The sequence below is a fragment of the Rhodanobacter soli genome (assembly GCF_039523495.1).
GTDB classification, from domain to species: domain Bacteria; phylum Pseudomonadota; class Gammaproteobacteria; order Xanthomonadales; family Rhodanobacteraceae; genus Rhodanobacter; species Rhodanobacter soli.
Genome location: NZ_BAAAFK010000001.1, coordinates 142,290 through 167,012, shown reverse-complemented (window position 1 = coordinate 167,012; position 24,723 = coordinate 142,290). Strand labels below are relative to the sequence as shown.

The following is a 24,723-nucleotide window of genomic DNA, read 5'->3' as shown; positions in this document are numbered from 1 at the left end:
AAACTGCAGCGTATACCGGTACGCGCGCAGCCAGAAGCATCCGCGCTCTGTAAACTGCACCCTTCCAAGGGGGACACATGAGCGAATTGGAGGACCTCACCACGCTGGTCCGCGCGGCCACGCCGCTGCTGGTGATCGAGACAGTGGATGAGCAGCGGGTGATCGAGTGCTTCCGCCACGTGATCGCACAGGCGCTGCGTCCGCTGTGGCGCTGGACGCTGACCGACGGCCTGGACCGGCTCGACTTCGCGCAAACCGACGGCGAGGTGGCGCCGGACGCGACCGCCACGCTGGACGCGATCCGCGCGCAGGACGAGCGCGGCATCTACCTGATGTTCGACTTCCATAGCCTGCTGCGCTATGCGATGAGCCTGCGCCAGCTGCGCGAGATCGTGCAGCGCCAGCGTTCGGCCGCGCACACCATCGTGCTGGTCGGCGCCAAAGTGGAGCTTCCCGAAGAACTCGAAGCGCTGGCCCTGCGCGTGCCGCTGTCGCTGCCCGACCTCAAGGAGCTGGCCGGCATCCTGCGCGGCGAGGCGGTGGCCTGGCAGCGCGAGCAGGGCCGCAACGTCACGGTCGACAACGACGCCGCGCGCACCATCGTGCGCAACCTGCTCGGCCTGTCCGCACCGGATGCGCGGCGCATCGTGCGCAAGCTGATCTACAACGACGGCGCGCTCGGCCCGCAGGACTTGCCCGAGCTGATGCAGTCGAAGTTCGACCTGCTCAACCGCTCCGGCCTGTTGCACTACGAATACGCCACCGCCAGCTTCGCCGACATCGCCGGGGTCGGCCGCGTGCGCGAATGGGTGCAGCGCCGGCGCGCGGTGTTCCTCGCCGCCACCCCCGACCCCGCGCTCGACCCGCCCAAGGGCGTGCTGCTGCTCGGCGTGCAGGGTTGCGGCAAGAGCCTGGCGGCGAAGGCGATCGCCGGCGGCTTCGGCGTGCCGCTGGTACGGCTGGACTTCGGCACGCTGTACAACAAATACCAGGGCGAGACCGAAAAGAACCTGCGCGAGGCATTGGCCAGCACCGAGCTGCTGGCGCCGTGCGTGCTGTGGATCGACGAAATCGAGAAGGGCCTGGCCGGCGGCGGCGATGACGGCGGCGTGTCGCGCCGCGTACTCGGCTACCTGCTGACCTGGATGGCCGAACGCAAGGCCAAGGTCTTCGTCGTCGCCACCGCCAACGCAGTCGACGAGCTACCCGCCGAACTGCTGCGCAAGGGCCGCTTCGACGAGATTTTCTTCGTCGACCTGCCGAAGGAATCAGTGCGCGGCGAGATCTTCGCGATGCACCTGGCCCGCCGCAAACTCGATCCTGCAGGCTTCGACCTGCCCGCACTGGCCGCCGCCAGCGACGGCTTCTCCGGCGCCGAAATCGAACAGACCATCGTCAGCGCGCTCTACGATGCGGCCGGCAACGGCACGCCACCGGAGCAGGCGACATTGCTCAATGCGTTGAAGCAGACCAGACCGTTGTCGGTGCTGATGCGCGAGCAGGTGGAAGCGTTGCGCGCGTGGGCGCAGGGGCGGTGTGTGGCGGCGGATTGATCGGGCTGATTGAGCGATGGAGCGATGTGGGTTTTTATTGGTGGCAATGCCCGTTCTCGACCCAAAGCAGACCTAAGTGTTGAATGCGACAGGGGGCGATATGCTTCTCAGGGTTAGCCAGGCACTGGATTACCTATTTATCCAGTGCACCTCGATAGGATCGTTTGATAACGCGGACGGCCGCAGATTCAATGCAGTACTGCTCATGGCCACTTGGTTTTTCGCAACCTTCTTGACCATCCTCGCCGCCATAAGCTTTTGGCTATACGACTTCATGGAGCCGATACGGCAATGGGCGCAGGGGTTTTCCGGCCCCAAGGGGCCTGGCCTCATAGTCGTACTTGTAATTGGTACCCCGGCACTGCTGCTTTCCATGAGAATCGGTCGGCGATGCGCAGGCCGGATCGCGCCGCGAGCCACATTTCTAAAGTCGCTGGTTATTGGTGCGTGGTACATGGCGGTGGTCATGTCCATACTCCTGAACCTCAATAGGTATGGGGCATTGGTTGCGCTAGGCCTTCATGTAGTGTTCCTCGCGTGGATCATTTACGCCCCAAGACGAATTGAAGGCCACGGCTGAGCGCAAGCTCAAAGATGTCCGCTTTCGACCCGAAACGGACATTGAGGACACGTCCTTACAAGGTCGGCCACAATACGCTCACTAGTGCTAGTACTGACCAGCCAATCCCGGATTCTTGTGACCGAGACCGTTCCACTACGTTCGCCAGTGCTGATCTTCAATTTCAGACCCTAATGAATCTATTCCGCAAGGCGACCGAGGTCGTAAACAAGGACGCGTAAGCGTGCAGGAGTTAGCTCGAATGATCGCCGCTTCTCGCATGCACGATCGGGAATATTTTTATAAGTACATGCCGGCCTCGACCGCCAAATTGGTGCTCCAGTCGGGAAAATTGCGCTGGAGTTCGCCACTTCTGTTTAACGATCCATTCGACGTTCCAAGAACGCTCGCGGCAGGCTCAACAAGTAATGATATTGCCAAAGCGACAGCAGACTGTATCGATGCCTATCTGGATCAACCCCCGTCGGACCTGACTGATTTTGATCCCAGGTTTCGTCAACTCTTGACTCTCGCTAAGAGCGGCCTTCCTCAAGAGCTTCGTGCCGAAATGCGTAAAGTGACTCAAGAGACTAGAGACAACCCGAAGATTCAAGCTTCGCTACTTGAGGACCTACGAGAGCATTGGAAGCAGCAGGTGCCGATGATGCGAATTCTCTGTCTGACCGAAAGCCAGAAGCATGTTGCAATGTGGTACCACTACGCGGACAAGTATCGAGGCGCTGTGCTTGGCTTCCGGTGCACCGAGGAAGTGGACAGTTGCTTTCGAATTGCCAAACAGATTCAGTATCTTGACCAAAAGCCGGACGTATATACCGATCATGGGATCGCGAGATTGCTCTGCCTAAACGGGATGGCAGCAGCACGAGAAACAACCAGGCTTGCCACGCTAACCAAGGCGGCTGACTGGAGCTACGAGCGCGAATGGCGAATCGTATCTTACGCTGACGCTGGGGATGTCGGCCTGTTCAGCGACTGGCGATTTGAGAAGGTAGACCTCGCTTTCCTATATCTGGGTCCCCAAGTCTCAGACCAAGACGCCACCGAGCTCGTCGAACTGGCCCACCATTATCCAAAGGTCTCTGTCTTTCGGACGTCGGTTGGCCTCGATCGAGAACTTCACTTCCGGAGGATGTAATGGCCCAGTTATTCGTTCAAGGCGGCAGTTACTTCGCCAGTAAACAAAGTGCTGAATGACCGCTTCTGGCCGCAAGCCGACACTGGGGCGTTGCGAAATTTTCGCAAGCTGTCTAAACCGTACTGACGGGATGACCCAACGTGGTCGCACCAAAACGACGAGTGGTTCGAATAGACCCCTGCCTCGCATCCGGGATGCCATTCGCACTGGACAAAAAGACCCACCCGCGACTCTCCCCAGTACCAACTCCGACGCTTTTCCACCGGCGGCTGGCTCTCCGAGTCCCGACGCCGGGTCTTCGCCAGCCGAACGAGGGTCCCAGCCGGCGGAGCGTGGCTCCCGCGAGTACCAGGCCTGACTCTTTTCCGGCGGCGCTTGGCTCTCCGAGTGCCAAGACCGGGTCTTTTCGAGCGGCGCTTGGCTCCCGGAGTGCCGCGCGTGGGACTCCCGAGTGCCGCGCTCGACTCTTTCAGTCCCGCTCGGCGGAATCCGGCGCGGCGCGGCCGGTCCGCGCAACAGTGCCCCGGCGACTCCGGCGGCCGGCACGCGCTTCGTGATCGAGCCGCCTATCCGCTTCGCGGGCCAGCCCGGCGAGCGGGCCACGATGTTCCTGCTCGATCCCTGCGGCAACGCGCTGGAGTTCAAGGCGTTCGGCGATCGCGCGCAGTTGTTTGCGAAATAGCGCGGCGGTTGCCGCGGAGGACGGGGCTGGCACGGCCCCGACCCTCGGTTTCGGCGTAGTCTTGAACGCCCATCGTCAGGAGGGTCGAACCATGTTTCGTCGTACCTGCAAGCTGCTCATCCCGCTGCTCGCGGCCTTGCTGCTCCCTGCCGCCGCCAGCGCCACTCCTGCCACCGCGCCGGACAGCACCACCGCGGCGCTGCAGCAGGCGGTGAATGGCCACTGGCGTTCCGACGCGAACCGGGCCCGCGACAAATATCGGCATCCGGTCGAGACCCTGCAGTTCTTCGGCATCAAGCCGAACATGACGGTGATCGAACTGGCACCCGGCGGCGGCTGGTACACCGAAATCCTCGCGCCGTTCCTCCACGCGCACGGCCACCTGATCGAAGCGGCGCCACCATCAGCCGCGAAGTTCGCCGCCAAGCTGAAGGCCGATCCGGCGGTATACGGACACATCGCAAAAATCATCCCGTTCGCCCCACCGGATCAGGTGAAGCTGGGCGCCGACCACTCCGCCGACATGGTGCTCACCTTCCGCAACACGCACGACTGGCTCAACCACAGTCCGGCCACGCTCGATGCCGTGTTCAAAGCTGCGTTCAACGTGCTCAAGCCCGGCGGCGTGTTCGGCGTCACCGAACACCGCGCCAAACCGTTCGCCGATGGCGTGGAAAGCGCCGGGGCATTGCACCGTCTCCCCGAGGATTACCTGATCGCGCTGGCCCTCAAGACCGGTTTTCGCGTGGCCGGCGTATCGCAGATCAATGCCAACCCGAACGACCCGGAAGACATCAACGTGCACCGCCTGCCACCGGATCTGTCCGGGCCTGACAGCGAGCACGCGCAGATGAAGGCGATCGGCGAGTCGGACCGGATGACGTTGAAATTCGTGAAGCCATGAGGGCAACACGGATCCGTTGAATAAATAGTTGAGAGAGCGCACACCCTATTTGCCAAGTGGCGGCAAAGGCGCGCTCGAAGTCGGATGGTGAAGCAGCACGACAGGAACGACAGTGATGGATCCGGAAGACCTGCCAAAGCTGGTGAGTGTGCGCATGCCGTATGGCAAGTATCAGGGTCGGTTGATCGCCGACCTGCCCGGCGCGTATCTCACATGGTTCGCGCGCACGGGATTTCCGAAGGGCGAGCTGGGCCGGCTGCTGGCGCTGATGCTGGAGCTGGATCACAACGGGCTGTCCTCGCTGCTCGATCCACTGCGTCAACCGCCACGCTGAGCCGCCGGGCCGGTGCGGTTTTCAGCGTATGCTGCCGCCCTGCATCCACCCTTTTCAGCGCCGGCCGCCGATGGCCCGCACCGGATCGGCAACTCCGCGGTTCCGCGCATGCCAGGGCGCCAGATGACCACCGACCGGTTCGATTTCAAGGCCGCGGCGAGCTTGCTCGCCGCCGACGGCTGGTGCCTCGTACCGGACCTGATGGATCCGGCGCAGACCCGCGCACTGGCCCGCGAATGCGCGGCGATGCATGACGCGAAGCTGCTGCTGCCGGCGCGCACCGGAGCTGCGCATACCGCCTCGGCGCTGCGTGGCGACAGCACGCGCTGGTTCGTCAGCGGCGCCATGAGCGCGCCGCAGCAAGCGTTTGCCGAACGCATCGACGCGCTGCGCATCGCGCTCAATCGCGAACTGATGCTGGGCCTGGTCGAGTGCGAATCGCACTACGCGGTGTATCGGCCCGGCGCCGGTTACACACGGCACCTCGACCGCCTGCGCGACAACGATGCGCGGGTGGTCTCGGCGGTGTTCTATCTCAACGAGAATTGGCAGGAAACCGACGGCGGCGCGCTGCGGCTCTACCTGGAAGACGGCGCGTACCGCGACATCTATCCGCACGCCGGCACCCTGCTGCTGTTCCTCTCCGCGCAGTTCGAGCACGCGGTGCTGCCGGCCACGCGCGACCGCATGAGCATCGCCTGCTGGATGCGCCAGCGCTCGCTCGGCGCAACCACCTGAGCGCAAGCGGTTGCCGTGCTCGTCCTACCGGGTAGCCGGGCCGAGCAACTCGATCTCGGTCAGGGCCCGCGGCGCGTCCGTCGTCGCCGCGTCGATCTGCAAGCGGTAGTACGCGTACTCGCCGGGCTTCTGCACGACAAAGGCCCGGGTCTGCTGCGGCCAGGCGAAGGGTTCGTGCCGGCGCGTATCCAGGACGAACCAGTGCTCGCCGTCGAGGGAAGCCTGCAGCTGCCAGCTGGACGGCGCCGCGGCCGAGGTGCCCGAGGTCAGCGTGAGCACCGTCACCTGGCGCGGCTGCGCGAAACGCCAGTCAATCGTGGTCGACACGCCGGGCAGCACCACCTCGGCGCCGGAGTCGTTGCTGAACAGCAACGGCAGGCCGGGAATGGCGGGCGTGCCATGGGCGCGGCCCAGCCGCTCGTCGAGCAGATCACGCAGGGGTTGCGGCTTGCCCTGCGCGGTGAGTGACGGCGGCAGCGCGGCCTCGTCGCTGGCCCAACGCGACGGGCGCGGCCCCATCGCGAACTCCAGCCTGGCGCCCTGTGCCAGCAGCGCGTGCGGCAGGGTCAACCGATGCCATGGCCGGCCATTCACCCGCAAGCCCTGCACGTAGCGGTTGTGATCGCTGACCGCGGGCGCGTCGATCACCAGGTGCTTGCCGTTCTCCAGCGCGATGTCCATGTGCGGGAAGTACGGCGCGCCGATCACGTATTCCGGCGTGCCCATGCGCAGCGGATAGAAGCCGGCGGCGCTGAACAGGTACCAGGCGGACATCTCGCCGTTGTCTTCGTCGCCCGGGTAGCCCTGGCCGATCTCGCTGCCGACGTAGAGGCGACTCAGCACGTCGCGCACCTTGTCCTGCGTCTTCCACGGCTGGCCCGCATAGTCGTACATGTAGATGATGTGGTGCGAGGGCTGGTTGCTGTGGCCGTACTGGCCCATGCGCACGTCGCGCGCTTCGAGCATCTCGTGGATCGGTCCGCCGTAGCTGCCGACGTGGAACTCGCCCGACGTGGCGAAGAACGCATCGAGTTTCGCCGCCAGCGCGGCGCGACCGCCGTACAGCGCGGCCAGGCCGGCGCCGTCCTGCGGCACGTGGAAGGCCATGTTCCAGGCGTCGGTCTCGGTGTAGTCGCCGCCCCAGCGCAGCGGGTCGAAATTCTCGGCGTCGTGGTGCCAGTCACCGGCACCGTCGCGGCCGACGAAGAAGCCGACGGCGGGGTCGAACAGGTTCGCGTAGCCGAGCGCACGCTGGCGGAAGTACGCCGCATCGTCGGCGTAGTGCGCGGCATACGGGTCGTCCGCCGCGGGTTGCTGTGCCAGCGCCGCGGCGAGATTGCCGATCGCGAAGTCGTTGATATAGCCGTCCATCGACCACGACAGGCCTTCCTCCACGCCGGTCGAGGTGTAGCCGTGGAAGATCGCGCGCTGCAGCCCCTTGCGGCCGGTGCCGGCGAGCGGGCTGACCACGGTGGCGTCCTTCAGCGCGGACTGGTAGAACGCGTGGACGTCGAAGTTGCGCACGCCCTTCAGCCACGCGTCGGCGAATGCCACGTCGGCGCTGGTGCCGACCATCAGGTCGGCGTAGCCGGGCGACGACCAGCGCGCGATCCAGCCGCCGTCGCGGTACTGCTGCACGAAGCCGTCGATCATCTCGCCCGCTTGCGTCGGCGTGAGCAGCACGTAGGCCGGCCATGCGGTGCGGTAGGTGTCCCAGAAGCCGTTGTTGACGTACGGCTTGCCGTCGACGGCGCGCGCGCCGGTCTGCGTGGGCGTGTCCGGACCGACCGGCGCGGAGAACGGGCTGGCGTAACGGTAGTGCGGCTGCGCCGCCGTGCCGGTGTTCTCGTAGGCGGCGTTCGGATACAGGAACAGCCGGTACAGGTTGGAGTACAGCGTGGTCAGCTCGTCGCGGCTGGCGCCGCGCACCTTGACGATGCCGAGCTGCGCATCCCACTGCCGCTGCGCGCGTTCGCGCACGTCGTCGAAACTCGCGCCCGGTGCGATCTCCAGCGCCAGGTTGCGCTGCGCCTGGGCCAGGCTGATCAGCGAGGTGGCGATGCGCAGGTTCACCACTTTCGTCTGCGTGGTGTCGAAACCGAACCAGGCGGCCACGTGGTCGCGGCCTTCGCCGCGCAGCCGGCCGCTCTCGCGCACCGGCCGGTCGAGCGTGCCGTAAAAGAACAGCCGGGTGGCGCCGGCGGAGAGCCGGCTTTTCACGTCGGACCAGCCGCTGAAGCTGCGCCCGGATGGATCCAGCACGATGCTGCCGTGGTCGTCGCGGTTGTCGAACACCAGCTGCGCGCGGTCGCCCGCGAAGGTGAAGCGGAACATCGCGGCGTGGTCGGTCGGCGCGATCTCGGTGACGATGCCGTTGTCGAACGCGACGCGATAGGTGTGCGCGTGCGCGGTCTCGTTCGCATGGCTGAAACTCAGCGCACGTGCCGCCCGATTCGCACTCGGCGCACCGCGGGCGACCGCGGCCGGCATCAGCTGGAAGGTCTGCCGGTCGCCCATCCACGGGCTCGGTTCGTGCGACAGCGCGAACGCTTCCAGCCGCGGGCGGTTGTCGACATCGTTGCGCTCTTGGTACTGGTACATCCAGTTCGAGCCGGCGTCGGTCACCGGCGTCCAGAAGTTGAAGCCGTGCGGCACGGCCACCGCGGGAAAGTTGTTGCCGCGCGAGAAGCGCGCGTTGGAGTTGGTGCCGCGACGGGTGTCGACGAAGTCGCTGGGACGCCGGCGCGTATCGGCGGGCGCGGCGCCGAGACGCAGATCGTCCAGGTAGCCCTCGAAGCTGGCGGCTGGGCCGTCGTGCATCAGCACGATGCGCTTGATCGTGCGTCCGGCGGCGACCGCGCCCACGTCGATCGACAGGTAGTTCCACTGGTCCGGATACAGCGTGCGGCCGTCGCCCTGCGCGCGCGCCGAGGCACCGATCCGATGCTGGTCGCGCGCGCCGCGGGCGGACAGCCGGCTGCCGTCGTCGAACAGCAGGTCCACCGCGACGTAGGTGGAAGGATTGCGCAGGTCGCCCGCGTTCGACAGCGGGAAGATCAGATAGGACAGCTGCGTATCCGGGCGTACCGGCAGGTCTACCGCGTACAGCTCCGCCTGCTGTTGTCCGCTCGCGCTGCCGCGGTAGCGCAGCGAGCGCAAACCACTGAAGCCGACGCCGGGTTTGGCGGTGAGCGCCGCCGCCTGGTCGGGACCGCCCGCCACCTCGATGCTGAACGAGGCGTCGGGCAAGGGTGCCAGCGGCGCCGGCTCCGCGCTTTCGAACGAGCGCAGGAAGCTCGTATCCGCGGCGCCGGCTGCGAGGCACGGCAGCAGGCAGGCCAGCCATAAACCCCGACGCAGCCAACCGGCCGCGCGCCAGTTTCCCATCCACCCCGATCCGATCATGCCCCGCCCCTGGCCTGCCCATGGTGATGGTGCGTGTTCGTCCGTGGGCACCCGCTCTCCAGGCGATCGCGCCGGCGTTCAGCCGGCCGGCACGGCCGCGTCCGCCACCGCATTGAAGCGCGTGGCGATGTAGTCGTCGGTATAGCTGGTCATGCCCCAGCCGCGGATGAAACCGCAGTGGCCGCCGTACGGCGCGATGTCCAGCTCGACGTTGGCCGGCAGTTCGAGTTTCTCGAAGCCGCTGACCGGGATCACCGGATCGTCCCTGGCGGTGAGGATGGTGGCAGGAATCTGCATCGCCTGCATGATGTCGCCGGCCACCGAATAGCCGTCCAGATACTGCTGCAAGGTGTTGAAGTCGGTATGCCGCAGCACCAGCGACTCGGTCAGCCCGCGCAGATGCTGGTTCAATTCGGACATCTCGAAATACTGGTGCTGCGGGAACGCCTTCTGCTTGGCCAGCAGCGAGTGCCGCCACTTGCGCATGAAGTACGCCTGGTAGAACCACGGCGCGGATTCCTCCAGCGAGAACAGGCCCTCGCCGGGGTCGATGATCGGGCACACCGCCAGCACGTAGCTCAGCGGAATGCCCACGCGCGAGGTCTGCATCGCCGCGCGCAGCGCGAAGTTGCCGCCCAGCGAGAAGCCGGCCAGGGCCATCGGCCGCGTCGGCCAGCGCGCGGCGATGTCGCCCAGCGCGTGCACCACCTCGTCGAGGCGGCAGGAGTGGAACAGCGCCTCGTTGAGCCCGTAGCTGTCGCCGTGGTCGCGGAAGTTGAGCCGGAAGATGTCCCAGCCGTCGGCGAGCAGGCGGCTGCCGGTCTGCAGCACGTAGGTGGAATCGACGCTGCCTTCCCAGCCATGGAACAGCACGGCCAGGCCGCGTGATTGCGGCCGGGTTTTCTGCGCGGTGTACGCGCCGGTAAGGCGCACGCCGCCGCCGCCGTCGACCACGACGGCCTGTGCACCCTGCAACACGGTCTTCGCCGCGCGCGGCAGCAGGACGCGGCGCACGCCGCTGGAGGACAGCATGGTCTGGATGTGGCCGCTGCGCAGCGGCCAGGGCGGTTGGAAATCCTTTCCGTGCAGCAGGCTCATCCGGGGCGATCTTCCAGTGCGGCGGCGATGCGTTCGCGCGACAGCTCGGCCATGCGCCGGCGCGCCTCCGGAGCGGCCGGTACCGGCGTCAGGAAGTGCACCTCGGCATCCAGCGGTGCCTCGCCCAGCATGCGCACGATGTTGTGCAGGAAACTCTCGTCCTCGCGGAAGCCGGCGTCGATCACCCGGCGTCCGTCGCGGGCGAAGCGCAACGCCACCGGCTGCACCGGTACTTCGGCATCCAGCGCGGCCTGGAAGATGCGCGCGTGGAAAATCCTCAGCACGCCGTTGTAGCCGGTGCCGCCTTCCGGGAACACCGCCACCGAACGACCGCGGCGCATGCACTCGACCATCGCCTGCATCACCGTGGACAGCGAATGGTTGCTGCCGCGGCGATGGAAGATGGTGCCGCCGTTCCTGGCCAGCCAGCCGACCAGCGGCCAGCCGGCGATCTCCGCCTTGGCCACGAAGCAGGCCGCGCGCTGGCTGTGCAGCATCACGATGTCGATCCACGAGGTGTGGTTGGCGACGAACAGCACCGGGTCGCGCTGCGCCTCGCCGATACGCACCGGACGCAGGCCGAAGACCCGCAGCAGATTGACCGACCACCAGCGGATCATGCGGTGTGCGAACGGCTCGCGGCCGTTTTTCATCACCGCGTGCTGGTTCCAGCTGAGGATCAGCGAACACAGCAGGATGCCCAGCACGATGTGCAGCAGCAGCAGCGGCACCCGCCACAGATAACGCAGCGGGCGCAGCAGGTCGCGGTCGGGCTCGGTGGTGGTGTCGATGCTCATCAGTCGGTTAGTTTAGCGTCAGTTGGCGCAGGCGCGGAGGCACTCAACGCTCCAGCTGCGCGAGCGGCAGCGACGGCGAGCGCTTCACCGTGCGCAGCACGAAACTGGAATTGACATCGGCAACGCCGGCCGCGTTCAGCAGATGATCGAGCAGGAACCGCGAGAAGTCCTTGAGGTCGGCCACATAGATGTGCAGCAGGTAATCCATGTCGCCGGTCAGCGCGTGGCAGGCGACGACCTCGTCCCAGCCGTTGACGTGCTCGACGAAGCCCTCGATCGCCGCGCTCTCGTGCTTGCTCAGCTGCACCCGTACGAACGCCTGCAGGCCCAGCCCGACCGCCTGCGGGTCGATCTGTGCGGCGTAGCCGGTGATGACCCGCTCGGTCTCCAGTCGCTGCAACCGGCGCAGGCAGGCCGACGGCGACAGGCTGACCCGCTCGGCCAGTTCCGCGTTGGTGATGCGGCCCTCGCTCTGCAGCACGGCGAGCATGCGCAGGTCGGTGCGATCGAGTGTCGTCATGCGCAATAAACCTCGCGTCATATCCATCCAAACGCAAGAATAGTGCATTCATCGCGCCGATCAAGACAACAAAACAACCTTAGTGCGGCGAAACGGCCGTATGCTGTGGCTTGCCCCAGGCCGCACCGGAGTCAAGCCCATGGACACGCCCCGCAAAGTCGAACACCAGCAGACCGACCGCGGCTACGTGCCGGTGTACGCCACCGGCGTGGTCGAGCAGCCGTGGGCCAGCTACAGCAAGACCGATCACGAGGTGTGGGACACCTTGTACAAGCGCCAGCGCGAGCTGCTGCCCGGGCGTGCCTGCCAGGAATTCATGGCTGGCGTGGAGCGCTTCGGCCTGGGCGACGGCGGCATCCCGAAGTTCGCCGAGCTGAACAAGGTGCTCGGTGCTGCCACTGGCTGGGAAGTGGTGGCAGTGGAAGGCCTGCTGCCGGACGAGGTGTTCTTCGACCACCTGGCCAACCGCCGCTTCCCGGTCAGCTGGTGGATCCGCAAGCCCGACCAGCTCGACTACCTCAGCGAACCGGACCTGTTCCACGACCTGTTCGGTCACGTGCCGCTGCTGCTCAACCCGGTGTTCGCCGACTACATGCAGGCTTACGGCCGCGGCGGCATGAAGGCGTTCGCGATCGGTCCCGAGGCACTGATGAACCTCACGCGCCTGTACTGGTACACGGTGGAGTTCGGCCTGATCAACACGAACGAGGGCATGCGCATCTACGGCGCCGGCATCGTCAGCTCCAAAGGCGAATCGATCTACTGCCTGGATTCGCCATCACCGAACCGCATCGGCTTTGGCCTGGAACGCGTGATGAGCACGCGCTACCGCATCGACACCTACCAGCAGACCTACTTCGTGATCGACAGCTTCGAGCAGTTGTTCGAGGCAACCCGCCCGGACTTCACGCCGGTCTACGCGCGCCTGCGCGAACAGCCCGTGCATGCGGCCGGCGACGTGCTGGACGACGACCGCGTATTCACCCGCGGTGATCGCGTGGGTTGGGCCACCAACGCGGATACCTGAGCCGTAGGATCAGCGCAGCGTCGCGTCCAGCCAGGGTTTCACCAACTCGACCCACAGCGCATAACCCCGGCGGTTCATGTGCAGGCCGTCGGCGATGAACCACGGCGATTGCGGCTGGCCGTCCTTGCCCAGCATGGGCGTAAAGACGTCCAGATAAGCAACCCCTGGCTGGGTCGCTGCATACGTTCGCACCAGCGCATTCGCCTCGCGAATCTTCGGCAGCAGCCCCTGGCGCGCCACGCTCGGCTTGATCGCGATGAAGGCGATCGGCACGCCGGGATCGAACGAACGCATCTTGCGCACGAAGGCCGCGAAGTCGTCGCGCACGTGCGTCGGGCTGTCGCCGTCCTGCAAGTCGTTGTCGCCGGCGTAGATCACGATCGCGCGCGGGTGGTACGGCCTCACGATGCGGTCGGCGAAGAAAGTGGCGTCGTCGATCTCCGAGCCGCCGAAGCCGCGGTTGATCGTGCGCACGCCGGGAAAATCCGTCGCCAGCGAGGCCCACTTGCGGATCGACGAACTGCCGATGAACAGCACCGCGCCGGCCGCCGGCGGATGTGCCTGGTCGCCGGCCTGGAACGCGGCGATCTCCGCGTTCCACTGCGCGTGATCGTTCTCGCGGTTGTCTCGCGCCATCGCCAGCAACGGCGACAGCAGCAGGAACAGCAACAGGTTGCGCAGGGTCTTCATCGGCTCGGCTCGAACTTGTCCGTCTGCGGACTAGCGCGGCCGCGCCAGTTCCGATACCGCCAACACCTGCGCGATGCGCGTGCCATCCCAGCGATACACCAGATGCTGCGCCTGCACGCACGGCGCCACCACGTCGGGCTGGAACGCAGCCAGGCATTCGCCGCCGCGATGGCGGGCGCTGTCGTAGACGATGCCGTTGGAACCCGCGCCGCGCAGCTCGCGCGCCAGCGTGACGCTGGCGGTGTAGCTGGCGGGATCGTGCGCCGCAGCCCAGCCGCCACGGATATCGTGCAGCTTGCTGTCGACGCTGGTGCGGTAGCAGCGCATCTCGATGTCGCAGACCGGCTCGGCGGTGGCGGCGAGAAAGCGCTCGCGGTGATAGACGGTTTCCTCGACCGCGGTGGCGACGCTGTGCGCGGCGTAGAACACGCCCCAGCTGCCGTCGGAGAAGCGGCTGCCGTCCGGATTGAGGTGGGTGAACGCAGCCATCACCGGAGTGGAGCCCGGTCCGCTGATGCGATGCTCCTTCGGCACCAGCTTCAACGCGCCGGCTTCCTCGCGCAGGCGCGGGTTGGTCAGCGCCTCGATCGCGAACACCGCGTCGAGATCGGCCGGATCGGCGATGCGGTCGTACACCCCGATCGGCGGAAAGCGGCTGGGCACGATGCGGTAGGCCTGATTCCAGCGGATGCGTTTGACGGGTGGCAACTCGGTTGGCATCGAGATTCCGTATCGGGCAAGCGAACTCCCTCCTCTGCGACCGAAGGAAGTCCTTCAAGGGACAAGCAGGGGAGGAGCGAAGCGTGTGGCTTTCCTGTCTCGCTCACCGCGACGAGCAGCACAGCACCGCTCAGCCGCGCTGCGCATCCAGATACTGGCGCACCACGTACAGGTCGGCGACGTTGCCCGACAGCATGCGCTCCAGCGCGGAATGGCCGCCGAACGGCGGTGCCGTGTTCGGCTTGTGCAGCCAGGCATCGGCCTGGGCCGGGTCGGGGAACAGGATCTGCAGCGACTTCCAGATGCCGAGCAGGTAGCTGATCCGCTCCAGCGTGTCACGCCCCAGGGCACCGCCCTGCTGGCGCTTCCACTTGTAGAAGGTCGACTCCGGCGGGTCGCCGAGCAGCCTGCGCTGGTCGGCGATGCGCAGCTTCCAGTGTTCGGCGAGCTTGAAGAACGCGCGCAGCGCCGGATCGGCGAGCGTATCCGGCGACGCATAACGCGGCGCGACTTCGGCGATGCGGGTCGAATGAGCAGTCATGGCACTCGCTCTCCCTGTGAAGTTACATGAGATTCTACTTCATAACTGCAGTAAAGGCCAACGAGCCGCCGTCCCGGTCTCAATGCCCTGAAACGTCCCTCGCCTTCGCGCAGTCGCAAGCGTAGTCCGGCTCCGGGCCGCCGTCGGCGATAAAGCGGTCGATGCGCTGTTCCAGCACCGGCAGCGGCACGGAGCCTAGCTGCAGCACGGTGTCGTGGAAGTGGCGCAGGTCGAACTTCGCGCCCAGCGCCTGCTCCGCCTTCGCGCGTAGTTCGAGCAGCTTCAGGTAGCCCAGCTCGTACGACAGCGCCTGGCCCGGCCAGCTGATGTAGCGGTCCACCTCGTTGGCGATCTCGCGCGCGGACAGCGCGGTGTTGACGGTGAGGTAGTCGATGCCCTGCTGGCGCGTCCAGCCCAGGTGGTGGATGCCGGTGTCGACCACCAGCCGGCAGGCGCGCCACATCTGGTAGGTGAGGTAGCCGAAGCGCTCGTACGGCGTGTGGTAGATGCCCATCTCGTTGCCGAGGTATTCCGAGTACAGCCCCCAGCCTTCGCCGTAGGCGGAGATGTAACTGTTGCGACGGAACGCGGGCTGGTCGTGCTGCTCGTCGGCCAGCTCCAGCTGCAGAGCATGGCCGGGGTAGCTCTCATGCAGGGTCAGTGCCGGTACGTTGAACAGCGGCCGCGAATTGAGATCGTAGGTGTTGACCAGGTAGGCGTCGGCGCCGCCGCGACCGGAGGTGTAGTACGGCGCGATGTCGGCCGGTACCGGCTTGATGGTGAAGTGCGCGCGCGGCAGGTGACCGAAGTATCTGGCCATCTGGCCGTCCACCTGTTTGGCCACCCAGGCGCTGCGCATCAGCAGTTCGTCCGGCGTCTTCGCGTAGAACTGCGGATCCGTGCGCAGGAACTGCAGGAAGTCGGCGAAGCTGCCCTTGAAGCCGGTGTCCTGCATCACCTCCAGCATCTGCGCGTGGATCTTCGCCACCTGGTCGAGGCCGATCTGGTGGATCTCGTCAGGCCCCAGGTCAAGCGTGGTGTATTCGCGGATCTGCTGGCGATAGAACGCCTTGCCGTCCGGCAGCGCCTCGGCCGCCAGCGTGGTGCGCGCCTGCGGCACGTATTCGTCGCGGAAGAACGCCAGCAGCTTCGCGTAGGCGGGGATCACCTCGTCGCGGATGCGCCGCAGCGCCTGGCCCTGCAACGCCTGCGCCCGCTCGGCCGGGATCGACGCCGGCAATTGCTTGAACGGTTCGTAGAAGCTGCTCTGGGTGGGATCCTTCAGCTCGGCCACCGTGGCGATCGACACGTCGCGCCCGCCCAGCACGGCACGCGGCACGCTGAAGCCGCGCTTGAGGCCGGCGCGCATGTTCGCGATCTGCTGGTCGAAGTAGGCCGGGATCTGACCGAGCCGGTCGAGGTAGCGGTCGTAATCGGCGGACGTGCGCAGGCGGTCGCCGCCCAGCACGTAGCCGAGGTCGGACCAGAATGCGGAGTCGCTGTTGAACGGCATCTGCCAGTTCATGAACTGCTGGCCGGCGACGAAGTTGCCGATCTGCGCGCGGTAGATCGCGTAGTTGATTCGGTTGGCCGGCGAGAGTTGCGTCACGTCGACGCCGTCGAGCCGCTTCAGCACGCCCTGCCAATAGTCCAGTCGCCCCTGCTGACCGGCGGCGTCGACCTGGTCGAGCCGGCCATTGTTCGGCTGCGGCTCGCCGGAGGTGCTGATCCCGGCCTGGCCGGTGCGCCAGGCCCACTCGCTGCTGTAGATGTCCTTGAAGCGCACGTCGGCGCTGGCGGCGGCGCCAGCCGGCGGCGTGGTTGCGGCGTACAGCGGCACTGCGCTGCAGACCAGCGCGAGCGCGGCCAGCCGCGCCATCATCAGGAGCTTGTTCACACGGATTCCTTGTAGCGGGACGACGTCGGCATGCATCACGCGAAGTGACATGGACGCCTATCCTCGCCTTCATCCCGCGGCATGGCAACGTTGGGCTGGCCGCACTGCTCAGCCGAGATCGAGCTTGCCCACGCCGACCGCACGCAGGTAGGCGGCCAGATTGCGTTCGTCGGTCTCGACGAAGACTTCGTCGCTCGGCACGCAGGCGGTGATCCGGTCCGGGCGGAAATTGCGGAAGTCCTGGCGCAGCCGGCACCACGCGCCCAGCGTCCACTTGCCGCCCCAGAACGACAGGCACAGCGGCTCGACCTCGCGCGTGCTGGCGTTGCCGCTCTCGTCGCGATACTCCAGCCGCAGCACCCGGTTGCCCACGATGGCCGCGTGCAGGCGGTCGATCAACGCGGCGAAATCCTCGCGGTACTGGTCGCGCCACACCGGCGCAAAGATCCGCGTGCGCGTGGCGCGCTCGCGCAACTCCGGCGGCAGCACCGCTTCGATCTTCAGCAGGGCGGACTGCGCGCTTTCGGCCAGTTGGGTGCCAGCGAACGCGCGCACGAAGCGCGTGCCGACCACCAAGGCTTCGAGCTCGTTCGCGGTGAACATCAGCGGCGGGATGTCCGAACCCTTGCGCAACACGTAGCCGACGCCGGCCTCGCCCTCGATCGGCACGCCGGACAATTGCAGGTCGGCGACGTCGCGGTACACCGTGCGCAACGAAACGCCCAAGGTCTGCGCCAGCGCGCGCGCCTGCAGCGCGGTACGGCGGCCGCGCAGGGCATGGATGATGAGGAACAGGCGATCGGCTCGGCGCATCCGCGCATCATCGCCGAGGCGGACGATGGCGAACAGCGTCGAACGTCACGGCGCATGGCATCAGGCCGACTGCGCGGCCACCAGTTCGGCGTCCTTCGCCGCCGCACGCTGCATCGCCGGGCGCGCGAGCACGCGGTCGACATACGCGCGGATCACCGGCAGCTCCGGCACCAGCTTGAACAGGGTGGTCCAGTTCAGCGCGGTACCCCACAGCACGTCGGCCGCGCTGAACGTATCGCCGAGCAGCCAGGGGCCTTTTTCGAGCTGGTCGGTGAGCGTCTTCAGCATGGTGTCGTAGTCGCCATAGCCGCAGACCGAGGGCGGCGCCGGCTCGCGCTGCATCGACTTGTCGGTCACCGCCGGCTCGAAACACGAGCCGTAGAACACCAGCCAGCGCAGGTACGGCCCGCGCAACGGATCGCCTAGCGGCGGCGCCAGTTTTGCCGCGGGATAGAGATCGGCCAGGTAGATGAACACCGCCGGCTGTTCGGTGATCAGCGCACCGCCGTGACGGATCGCCGGCACCTTGCCCATCGGGTTGATCGCGAGATACGCCGACTCACGCTGCTCGCCGGCCTTCAGGTTGAGCACGTGCAGCTCGTAGTCGGCGCCGAGTTCCTCCAGCAGCGCGCGGGTGCCGGCGGAGCGGCTCTGCGGCGAATGGAAGAAGGTGACGCGGGGTGTCGTGTCCATGCTGGATACTCCTGACCAATGCGGTGATTCAATCCTGCGGAAGCGGGCAGACTGCCTCGATGTCGTGTCCGTCCGGACCGATCACGAAGTGATGGATTCTGGGCCTCACCGGTCGCGGGGATGGAAGACGATGTGGGTCAGCGCAGCCAGCAGGGTGCGCCGGCGCGCACGCGGGCTGCCGGCGGCATCCGTCGAGTCCGCCTTGGGCAGCTTGTACTGCCCGTCCAGCAGCAGGCCATTCAGATAGAGCGGGCGGTAGGCCATCAGGGTGCGTTGCAGTAGCGGATGCATGGTCTTCTCCTCACGCGGTCACGGCTTCGCCGACGCACCAGGGCGGCAGCTGGGCGTGCTTGAACAGGCGGTACCAGTGTTCGCGATCGCTGGGGCTGTACAGATCGAGCGTGTGGATCACCTCGCGGGCGAATTCCACGCTGCCCAGGTGGCTGGCGCTGATCACGCCACCGTCGCTGACCGCCAGCACCTCGCTGTCGTACTGCTCGACGCCGGCATAACCGGGCACCTGCGCGGCGATCTGGCCGTTCCAGTTGCCGGTGTGACGGCAGTGGTCGAGCAGGCCGGCGCGGGCCAGCGCCAACACGCCACTGTCGATGCCGGCCACCGGCGCGCCGGTCGCATGCAGCTGGCGGATCGCCGCCACCGCCGGCTCGCCTTCGCCGCGTTGCCACAGGTGGCCCCCGGGCACGATCAGCAGCGCCGCCCGCTTGAAGTCGAGTTGGGCCAGTGACAGGTCGGGCTGCACGCAGAGACCGCCCATCGAGGTCACCGGCGTCCGCGAGAAGCCCACCGCCTGCACCTGCCAGTCGCCGGGCCGGCGGATCTCGCACAACGCCAGCGCGGCCTGCCAGTCGGCAAAGCCGTCGAACACCAGGAAATAAACCGTATCGCGCATGTCGTATCCCTCCGCTATGGAGGTACAGCTTGCCCGCCCCCTGCTGCCAACGTGATGTCAGCAGCCGGGCCGGATGCGGGCCACGGGCGGCGCCAGGCTGGCACCGTTCAGCCGGAGCCGGGACAATACGCGTTCCTTCTGCCACGGACCCGACATGAAGCCCATCTCGCTGATCCAGTTCCTGATCGAGGAACGCCGCGCCGGCCACATCAACGCCGAACTTTCGCTGCTGATCGAAGTGGTCGCGCGCGCCTGCAAGCGCATCGCGGTGGCCACCAACAAGGGTGCACTGGGCGGCGTACTGGGCATGGCCGGCAGCGGCGACGCGCTGAGCATGAACATCCAGGGTGAGGCGCAGAAGAAGCTGGACGTGATCTCCAACGAAATCCTGCTGGAGGCGAACGCCTGGGGCGGCCACCTCGCCGCCTGCGCCTCGGAGGAAATGGAAGACCCGCAGCAGATCCCGGACGGCTATCCGAAGGGCCAGCACCTGCTGCTGTTCGATCCGCTGGACGGCTCCTCGAACATCGACGTGAACGTTTCCGTCGGCACCATCTTCTCGGTGCTGCGCTGCCCCGACGGCGTGACCGAACCGAAGGCCGAACACTTCCTGCAGCCGGGCACCACCCAGCTCGCCGCCGGCTACGTGGTGTACGGCCCGGCCACCGTGCTGGTGCTCACCTTCGGCCACGGCACCCACGAATTCACCCTCGAGCGCGAGGTCGGCAGCTTCATGCTGAGCCGGCGCGCCATCCGGATTCCGGAACAGACCGCCGAGTTCGCCATCAACATGTCGAACCAGCGCCACTGGCAGGCGCCGATGCAGCGTTACATCGGCGAACTGCTGGCCGGCAAGGAGGGCCCGCGCGGCAAGGACTTCAACATGCGCTGGGTCGCCTCGATGGTCGCCGACGTGCACCGCATCGTGACCCGCGGCGGCGTGTTCTATTACCCGCTGGACGCGAAAATCTTCGCGCAGGGTGGCAAGCTGCGGCTGATGTACGAGGCCAACCCGATGGCCTTCATCGTCGAGCAGGCCGGCGGCGCCGCGACCACCGGGCGTGAACGCATCATGGAGCTGCAACCGACCGGCCTGCACCAGCGCGTGCCGGTGTTCCTCGGTTCGAAGCAGGAAGTCGACGTGGCCACGCACTATCATCTGGAGGCCGACGGCGCCGTGGCGTAGGAGCCCGCTCGCGGGCGATGCTCCTTGCCCGGGATTCGCGAAAGCCGAAACGCATCGCGCGCAAGCGCGCTCCTACAGAAATCACGCACGCGTACACCATGACCTTCCGCCGCCTGCTCCTGCCACTGCTTGCCACGCTAGCGCTGGGCGCCTGCACCCACGCGGCGAAGCCTGTGCCGCCGCCGATCGTGGCTGCGCCGCCACCGGTGCCGCTGAAGATCGGCCTGGCGCTCGGCGGCGGTGCGGCGAAGGGTTTCGCGCATATCGGCGTGATCAAGATGCTGGAGGCCAGCGGCATCCATCCGGACGTGGTCGCCGGCACCAGCGCCGGCAGCGTGGTCGGCGCGTTGTACGCCAGCGGCATGGATGCGTTCGCGCTGCAGCAGACCGCGTTCGGTCTGGATGAGGCGAAGATCCGCGACGTGCGGCTGTTTTCCGGCGGCCTGGTGCAAGGCCAGGCGCTGCAGGACTACGTGAACCAGTTGCTGCACAAGCAGCCGATCGAGCAGTTGAAGATGCCGTTCGCCGCGGTGGCCACCGAGCTGGAAACCGGCACGCGCACGGTGTTCGTGCGCGGCAACACCGGCCGCGCGGTGCGCGCGTCGTCGAGTATTCCCGGCGTGTTCGAGCCGGTCGAGATCCACGGCAAGCACTACGTCGACGGCGGCGTGGTCAGCCCGATCCCGGTCGACGCGGCGCGCCGGCTCGGCGCCGATTTCGTGATCGCGGTGGACATCTCCGCTGCGCCCGACGGCAGCAACCCGCAAGGCATGATGAACATCGTCGGCCAGTCGATCAGCATCATGGGCCGGCAACTGGCCGCGCAGGAAAGCGCGCGCGCCGACGTGGTGATCCGGCCCGACCTGCGCGGCATTGGCCCCACCGATTTCGAGCAGAAGAACCAGGCCATCCTCGCCGGCGAGAAGGCCGCGTTGGCGGCGATCCCCGCGATCCGCGCCAAACTCGCCGCGATGGTCGCGGCGCGCCAGGCCGCCGCGACCATCGCGCCCTGAGCCACGCCGGCCATGCCGTCCTGCACTTGGCGCCTGTGACCGGCGGGTTGTAGCGTTGAGGATTCCCCGTGCCGGAATCCTCCCATGCTGAAACGCTCGCACCTGCCCGCTCCCTTGTTGCTGCTGGCCCTCGCGCTGGCACCGCACGCCTTCGCCGCCGCGCCCGCGGTCGATCCGCGCATCGAACAGGTACTGGCCCAGCTGGGCAAGGCGCAGTCGATCCAGGCGGTGGCGATCTCGCCGGACGGCAAGCAGCTGGCGTGGGTGATCCAGCGCGACGGCAAGCCGGCGATCGAGGTGGCCGATGCCGCCGGCCGCCATGCGCATCGGGTGAGTGCCGCGGCCAAGCCGGGCAGCTGCGCCGAATCCGGCGTCGCCTGGGCGCCCGACTCGCGTCGCCTCGCCTTCGTCTCCAACTGCAGTGTCGACCTCACCAGCACCAAGGTCATGCAGAACGCGATCTACCTGGCCGACACGCGCGGCAGCGGCGCACCGGCACGGCTGGCCGAACTGCAAGGCTACGTGCGGTCGCTGCAATGGACCACCGACGGCAAATCGCTCGGCTTCCTCTACGTGCCCGGCGCCACCCGTCACGCCAGCGCAGTGGCCGCGGCCAAGCCGGCTGCTGGCGAAATCGGCGTGAGCGGCGTGGAAGTGCAGCGCGTGGCCAGCCTCGATGTGGCCAGCGGCGCGCTGCGCGAGCTGACCCCGGCCGGCCTGTACGCGTACGAATTCGACTGGTCGCCGGACGGTTCGCGCATCGCCTACACCGCCGCACCGCCGCCGGGCGACAACAACTGGTGGGTCGCGAAACTCTACGTGCAGCCGGCGCAAGCTGACGCCAGCGCCAGCGTGCTGGTCGATCCCGCCGGCACCGACAGTGGTTCCCTGCGTGGCCTGCAGATCGCGCTGCCGCGCTGGTCGCCGGATGCCACGCGGATCGCCTTCATCGGCGGCCTGATGAGCGACCAGGGCGCCACCGGCGGCGACCTCTACGCGGTAGCGGCCGGCGGCGGCGCGCCGGTCAATCTCACCCCGGGCATCCGCGTCACGCCGTCGTGGCTGCGCTGGAGCGGGCCGCAGTCGATGCTGGTCAGCCAGGTCAGTAACGGCCGGAGCCAGCTGGCCGATTACGCGGTTTCCGCCACGCGTGCACAGCAACAGCGCGTGCACTTCACCGTGCCGGCCAGCATCGGCGACGGCAGCGTGTCGATGGCGATATCGCTGTCCGGCGACCTCAGGTCCGTGGCCTTCCTGCAGAGCTCGTACACGGCCGCGACCGAGGTTCACGCCGGCGCGCTGGGCCATACGCCGCCGCCGGCGGTGACCGCGTTCAATGCCGCACTGAAGCCGGCCTGGGGCAAGGCCGAATCGGTGGAGTGGAACAACGAAGGTTTCCACGTGCAGGGCTGGTTGCTGTATCCGGCCAACTACGATCCGAACAAGACCTACCCGATGATCGTGGTGGTGCACGGCGGTCCGGCCAGCGCGGTGCTGCCGCGCTGGCCGGGCGTCGGCTACGGCGGCGCACCGCTGGCGGCACTGGGCTATTTCGTGTTCATGCCGAACCCGCGCGGCAGCTTCGGCCAGGGCGAAAAATACGTGCAGGCGAACCGCAAGGATTTCGGCTACGGCGACCTGCGTGACATCCTCGCCGGCGTCGACGCGGTGGAGAAGAAGGTGCCGGTGGACGACCAGCGGCTCGGCCTCACCGGCTGGAGCTACGGCGGCTTCATGAGCATGTTCGCGCCGACCCAGACCCAGCGTTTCCGCGCGGTGGTCGCCGGCGCCGGCATCGCCAACTGGCAGAGCTATTACGGCCAGAACCTGATCGACCAGTGGATGCCGCCGTTCTTCGGCGCCACCGTGTACGACGATCCGGCGGTGTACGCGAAAAGTTCGGCGATCAACTTCATCAAGCAGGTGAAGACGCCGATGCTGATCGTGGTCGGCGACCGCGATGCCGAATGCCCGGCGCCGCAGTCGTTCGAGATGTGGCACGCGCTGCGCGCGCAGAACGTGCCGACCTCGCTGGTGGTGTACCCGAACGAAGGCCACCACTTCGTCGACCCGGCGCATCAGCGCGACGTGCTGCAGCGGGCGCTGGGCTGGTTCGCGAAGTACCTGCCGGCCGGCGGCTGACCGCGCGCGGCGTGGTTCCTTCCGGTGCTTGCCGGAAGGAACCGTCGCTCACGATTCGGGTGGATCGCGCCGACGTGTATGCGTGACCGCGCCGACGATGCCGATGCCCAGCAGCACCACCACGCCGACGATGATCCATTGCGTGGGTGCGTGCAGCAGAAAGGCGGCATAGGCCAGGCCGCCGATCACGACGATCATGCCGATCAGGTAAAGCGCAAATGAGGACATCGGTGCCTCCGTGTTTTCCGGTCCTGCGCCGCGAAGCGGAACAGCTGCCGGAATAGCAACTTGTGGCAGTCGATTTGACCCGGGTGGCCATCAGCAGCGCGTGAAACTCCGCGCGGCGGGATCGGCTCAGAACAACTCACCCTGCGGCGACGCCTTGCGCGGCGGCACGAAGCGCAAGGTGTCGAGGGTGAGTTCGCGGGCGCGGCCGAAGCCGTGCTTGCGGCAGGCGACCTCGAAGCGGCGGCGCAGCAGGTCGGCGAACACGCCCTGCCCGCGCATGCGGGTGGCGAAGTTGCTGTCGTAGTCGCGCCCGCCGTTCATCTGCTGCACCAGGCTCATCACGTGCTCGGCGCGCTGCGGCGCGTGCAGGGCGAGCCATTCGCGGAACAGGGCCTTCAACTCGTGCGGCAGGCGCAGCGTGGTGTAGCCGGCGCAACTTGCCCCGGCCTCGGCCGCCTGCGCCAGCACCGCCTCCATGTCGCGGTCGTTGAGCGCTGGAATGATCGGCGCCACCAGCACGCCGACCGGCACGCCGGCGTCGGCCAGGGTGCGGATCGCCTGGATCCGCCGGTGCGGCGCGCTGGCGCGCGGTTCGAGTTTCGCGGCGAGATGGTTGTCCAGCGAGTTGACCGAGACGAACACCTGCACCAGCCGTTCGTGCGCCATCGGCACCAGGATGTCGAGGTCGCGTTCCACCAGCGCGTTCTTGGTCACGATGGTGCACGGGTGATGGCATTCGGCCAGCAGTTCCAGCGCGGCGCGGGTCAGTCGCCAGCGCTTCTCGATCGGCTGGTACGGGTCGGTGTTGCTGCCGATGTTGATCGGGCTGACCGCGTAGCCCGGCTTGGCCAGCTCGGCGCGCAGCACCTCGGCGAAGTTGCCTTTCGCGCGCAGCTTCGTCTCGAAATCCAGCCCGGGCGAGAGGTTGAGATAGCTGTGCGACGGCCGTGCGAAACAGTAGATGCAACCATGCTCGCAGCCACGGTAGGGGTTGATCGCCTGGCTGAACGCGATGTCCGGCGAGTCGTTGCGGCTGATCACGCTGCGCGCGCGTTCCTCGGTGACCTCGGTGCGCGGGCGCGGTGCGTCCTCGTCCAACAGCGCGCTCTGCCAGCCG

24 protein-coding genes are annotated in these 24,723 nt (G+C 66.9%); 10 read left to right on the top strand and 14 right to left on the bottom strand.

Annotation, left to right across the window (positions count from 1 at the left end; all coding sequences use genetic code 11):
- The first annotated feature begins 77 nt into the window (after nt 1-77).
- The 6 genes from ABD024_RS00765 to ABD024_RS00740 all read left to right on the top strand — a co-directional run bounded on the left by ABD024_RS00765 (nt 78) and on the right by ABD024_RS00740 (nt 5,926).
- Entirely contained in the window at nt 78-1,553 is a 1,476-nt protein-coding gene (locus ABD024_RS00765) for an AAA family ATPase (RefSeq protein WP_343848694.1), read from the top strand.
- An 821-nt stretch (nt 1,554-2,374) separates the two neighbouring features.
- A complete protein-coding gene (locus ABD024_RS00760; protein WP_343848692.1) occupies nt 2,375-3,268 on the top strand; it encodes a DUF2971 domain-containing protein in 894 nt (297 codons plus the stop codon).
- A 553-nt stretch (nt 3,269-3,821) separates the two neighbouring features.
- Nucleotides 3,822-3,950 carry a hypothetical protein gene (locus ABD024_RS00755; protein WP_343848690.1) on the top strand — a complete coding sequence of 43 codons (129 nt, stop codon included), beginning with the start codon at nt 3,822-3,824 and terminating at the stop codon, nt 3,948-3,950.
- A 91-nt stretch (nt 3,951-4,041) separates the two neighbouring features.
- Nucleotides 4,042-4,854, top strand: a complete 813-nt coding sequence (locus ABD024_RS00750; RefSeq protein ID WP_343848688.1) for a class I SAM-dependent methyltransferase — start codon at nt 4,042-4,044, stop codon at nt 4,852-4,854.
- A 115-nt stretch (nt 4,855-4,969) separates the two neighbouring features.
- On the top strand, nt 4,970-5,188 hold the full coding sequence (locus tag ABD024_RS00745) for a DUF3820 family protein (protein WP_343848686.1): 219 nt from the start codon (nt 4,970-4,972) through the stop codon (nt 5,186-5,188).
- A gap of 108 nt (nt 5,189-5,296) precedes the next feature.
- On the top strand, nt 5,297-5,926 hold the full coding sequence (locus ABD024_RS00740) for a 2OG-Fe(II) oxygenase (protein ID WP_343848684.1): 630 nt from the start codon (nt 5,297-5,299) through the stop codon (nt 5,924-5,926).
- A 24-nt stretch (nt 5,927-5,950) separates the two neighbouring features.
- On the opposite strand, the gene ABD024_RS00735 is transcribed toward ABD024_RS00740, so the two are convergent.
- From ABD024_RS00735 to ABD024_RS00720, 4 genes are all read right to left on the bottom strand, one after another.
- Nucleotides 5,951-9,313, bottom strand: a complete 3,363-nt coding sequence (locus ABD024_RS00735) for a GH92 family glycosyl hydrolase (protein WP_343848682.1) — start codon at nt 9,311-9,313, stop codon at nt 5,951-5,953.
- A gap of 96 nt (nt 9,314-9,409) precedes the next feature.
- Nucleotides 9,410-10,429, bottom strand: coding sequence for a YheT family hydrolase (locus ABD024_RS00730; RefSeq protein ID WP_343848680.1), 1,020 nt, complete (start codon nt 10,427-10,429; stop codon nt 9,410-9,412).
- Complete coding sequence (locus tag ABD024_RS00725) at nt 10,426-11,226, bottom strand: lysophospholipid acyltransferase family protein (protein ID WP_343848678.1); 801 nt, start codon at nt 11,224-11,226, stop codon at nt 10,426-10,428. The genes ABD024_RS00730 and ABD024_RS00725 overlap by 4 nt, the downstream gene beginning before the upstream one ends.
- A 43-nt stretch (nt 11,227-11,269) precedes the next feature.
- The gene (locus tag ABD024_RS00720) at nt 11,270-11,746 is read right to left on the bottom strand and encodes an Lrp/AsnC family transcriptional regulator (protein ID WP_343848676.1); all 477 of its coding nucleotides are present in this window, start codon (nt 11,744-11,746) and stop codon (nt 11,270-11,272) included.
- Between the two features lie 139 nt (nt 11,747-11,885).
- Between ABD024_RS00720 and phhA the strand changes: the two genes are divergently transcribed.
- A complete protein-coding gene (phhA, locus tag ABD024_RS00715) occupies nt 11,886-12,773 on the top strand; it encodes a phenylalanine 4-monooxygenase (protein ID WP_343848674.1) in 888 nt (295 codons plus the stop codon).
- A gap of 9 nt (nt 12,774-12,782) precedes the next feature.
- On the opposite strand, the gene ABD024_RS00710 is transcribed toward phhA, so the two are convergent.
- From ABD024_RS00710 to ABD024_RS00675, 8 genes are all read right to left on the bottom strand, one after another.
- A complete protein-coding gene (locus ABD024_RS00710; RefSeq protein WP_343848672.1) occupies nt 12,783-13,463 on the bottom strand; it encodes an SGNH/GDSL hydrolase family protein in 681 nt (226 codons plus the stop codon).
- 30 nt (nt 13,464-13,493) lie between these two features.
- Complete coding sequence (locus ABD024_RS00705; protein ID WP_343848671.1) at nt 13,494-14,183, bottom strand: RES family NAD+ phosphorylase; 690 nt, start codon at nt 14,181-14,183, stop codon at nt 13,494-13,496.
- A gap of 130 nt (nt 14,184-14,313) precedes the next feature.
- Nucleotides 14,314-14,724, bottom strand: a complete 411-nt coding sequence (locus tag ABD024_RS00700; protein ID WP_343848668.1) for an MbcA/ParS/Xre antitoxin family protein — start codon at nt 14,722-14,724, stop codon at nt 14,314-14,316.
- A gap of 79 nt (nt 14,725-14,803) precedes the next feature.
- Complete coding sequence (locus ABD024_RS00695) at nt 14,804-16,606, bottom strand: DUF885 domain-containing protein (RefSeq protein ID WP_343854380.1); 1,803 nt, start codon at nt 16,604-16,606, stop codon at nt 14,804-14,806.
- A gap of 123 nt (nt 16,607-16,729) precedes the next feature.
- The gene (locus ABD024_RS00690; RefSeq protein WP_343848666.1) at nt 16,730-17,434 is read right to left on the bottom strand and encodes a helix-turn-helix transcriptional regulator; all 705 of its coding nucleotides are present in this window, start codon (nt 17,432-17,434) and stop codon (nt 16,730-16,732) included.
- Nucleotides 17,435-17,494: 60 nt separating this feature from the next.
- Nucleotides 17,495-18,127 carry a glutathione S-transferase family protein gene (locus ABD024_RS00685; RefSeq protein ID WP_343848664.1) on the bottom strand — a complete coding sequence of 211 codons (633 nt, stop codon included), beginning with the start codon at nt 18,125-18,127 and terminating at the stop codon, nt 17,495-17,497.
- A 105-nt stretch (nt 18,128-18,232) separates the two neighbouring features.
- A complete protein-coding gene (locus ABD024_RS00680) occupies nt 18,233-18,418 on the bottom strand; it encodes a hypothetical protein (RefSeq protein WP_343848662.1) in 186 nt (61 codons plus the stop codon).
- Between the two features lie 10 nt (nt 18,419-18,428).
- The gene (locus ABD024_RS00675) at nt 18,429-19,037 is read right to left on the bottom strand and encodes a DJ-1/PfpI family protein (RefSeq protein WP_343848660.1); all 609 of its coding nucleotides are present in this window, start codon (nt 19,035-19,037) and stop codon (nt 18,429-18,431) included.
- Nucleotides 19,038-19,191: 154 nt separating this feature from the next.
- On the opposite strand from ABD024_RS00675, the gene ABD024_RS00670 reads away from it, so the two are divergent.
- The 3 genes from ABD024_RS00670 to ABD024_RS00660 all read left to right on the top strand — a co-directional run bounded on the left by ABD024_RS00670 (nt 19,192) and on the right by ABD024_RS00660 (nt 23,378).
- The gene (locus ABD024_RS00670) at nt 19,192-20,223 is read left to right on the top strand and encodes a class 1 fructose-bisphosphatase (protein WP_343848657.1); all 1,032 of its coding nucleotides are present in this window, start codon (nt 19,192-19,194) and stop codon (nt 20,221-20,223) included.
- A 98-nt stretch (nt 20,224-20,321) separates the two neighbouring features.
- Nucleotides 20,322-21,236 carry a patatin-like phospholipase family protein gene (locus ABD024_RS00665; RefSeq protein ID WP_343848655.1) on the top strand — a complete coding sequence of 305 codons (915 nt, stop codon included), beginning with the start codon at nt 20,322-20,324 and terminating at the stop codon, nt 21,234-21,236.
- 84 nt (nt 21,237-21,320) lie between these two features.
- Complete coding sequence (locus ABD024_RS00660) at nt 21,321-23,378, top strand: alpha/beta hydrolase family protein (protein ID WP_343848653.1); 2,058 nt, start codon at nt 21,321-21,323, stop codon at nt 23,376-23,378.
- A gap of 48 nt (nt 23,379-23,426) precedes the next feature.
- Here ABD024_RS00660 and ABD024_RS00655 read toward each other — a convergent pair whose 3' ends face one another.
- Together ABD024_RS00655 and ABD024_RS00650 are read right to left on the bottom strand one after the other, a co-directional pair.
- Nucleotides 23,427-23,606 carry a hypothetical protein gene (locus tag ABD024_RS00655; protein ID WP_140651594.1) on the bottom strand — a complete coding sequence of 60 codons (180 nt, stop codon included), beginning with the start codon at nt 23,604-23,606 and terminating at the stop codon, nt 23,427-23,429.
- Between the two features lie 126 nt (nt 23,607-23,732).
- On the bottom strand, nt 23,733-24,723 hold a 991-nt coding region (locus ABD024_RS00650), incomplete at its 5' end, for a PA0069 family radical SAM protein (RefSeq protein ID WP_343848649.1).

Coding starts and splice junctions, on each gene's coding strand:
- ABD024_RS00765 (WP_343848694.1), top strand. CDS start 78: ATGAGCGAATTGGAGGACCTCACCACGCTGGTCCGCGCGGCCACGCCG.
- ABD024_RS00760 (WP_343848692.1), top strand. CDS start 2,375: ATGATCGCCGCTTCTCGCATGCACGATCGGGAATATTTTTATAAGTAC.
- ABD024_RS00750 (WP_343848688.1), top strand. CDS start 4,042: ATGTTTCGTCGTACCTGCAAGCTGCTCATCCCGCTGCTCGCGGCCTTG.
- ABD024_RS00745 (WP_343848686.1), top strand. CDS start 4,970: ATGGATCCGGAAGACCTGCCAAAGCTGGTGAGTGTGCGCATGCCGTAT.
- ABD024_RS00740 (WP_343848684.1), top strand. CDS start 5,297: ATGCCAGGGCGCCAGATGACCACCGACCGGTTCGATTTCAAGGCCGCG.
- ABD024_RS00735 (WP_343848682.1), bottom strand. CDS start 9,313: ATGGGAAACTGGCGCGCGGCCGGTTGGCTGCGTCGGGGTTTATGGCTG.
- ABD024_RS00730 (WP_343848680.1), bottom strand. CDS start 10,429: ATGAGCCTGCTGCACGGAAAGGATTTCCAACCGCCCTGGCCGCTGCGC.
- ABD024_RS00725 (WP_343848678.1), bottom strand. CDS start 11,226: ATGAGCATCGACACCACCACCGAGCCCGACCGCGACCTGCTGCGCCCG.
- ABD024_RS00720 (WP_343848676.1), bottom strand. CDS start 11,746: ATGACGACACTCGATCGCACCGACCTGCGCATGCTCGCCGTGCTGCAG.
- phhA (WP_343848674.1), top strand. CDS start 11,886: ATGGACACGCCCCGCAAAGTCGAACACCAGCAGACCGACCGCGGCTAC.
- ABD024_RS00710 (WP_343848672.1), bottom strand. CDS start 13,463: ATGAAGACCCTGCGCAACCTGTTGCTGTTCCTGCTGCTGTCGCCGTTG.
- ABD024_RS00705 (WP_343848671.1), bottom strand. CDS start 14,183: ATGCCAACCGAGTTGCCACCCGTCAAACGCATCCGCTGGAATCAGGCC.
- ABD024_RS00700 (WP_343848668.1), bottom strand. CDS start 14,724: ATGACTGCTCATTCGACCCGCATCGCCGAAGTCGCGCCGCGTTATGCG.
- ABD024_RS00695 (WP_343854380.1), bottom strand. CDS start 16,606: ATGATGGCGCGGCTGGCCGCGCTCGCGCTGGTCTGCAGCGCAGTGCCG.
- ABD024_RS00690 (WP_343848666.1), bottom strand. CDS start 17,434: ATGCGCCGAGCCGATCGCCTGTTCCTCATCATCCATGCCCTGCGCGGC.
- ABD024_RS00685 (WP_343848664.1), bottom strand. CDS start 18,127: ATGGACACGACACCCCGCGTCACCTTCTTCCATTCGCCGCAGAGCCGC.
- ABD024_RS00680 (WP_343848662.1), bottom strand. CDS start 18,418: ATGCATCCGCTACTGCAACGCACCCTGATGGCCTACCGCCCGCTCTAT.
- ABD024_RS00675 (WP_343848660.1), bottom strand. CDS start 19,037: ATGCGCGATACGGTTTATTTCCTGGTGTTCGACGGCTTTGCCGACTGG.
- ABD024_RS00670 (WP_343848657.1), top strand. CDS start 19,192: ATGAAGCCCATCTCGCTGATCCAGTTCCTGATCGAGGAACGCCGCGCC.
- ABD024_RS00665 (WP_343848655.1), top strand. CDS start 20,322: ATGACCTTCCGCCGCCTGCTCCTGCCACTGCTTGCCACGCTAGCGCTG.
- ABD024_RS00660 (WP_343848653.1), top strand. CDS start 21,321: ATGCTGAAACGCTCGCACCTGCCCGCTCCCTTGTTGCTGCTGGCCCTC.
- ABD024_RS00655 (WP_140651594.1), bottom strand. CDS start 23,606: ATGTCCTCATTTGCGCTTTACCTGATCGGCATGATCGTCGTGATCGGC.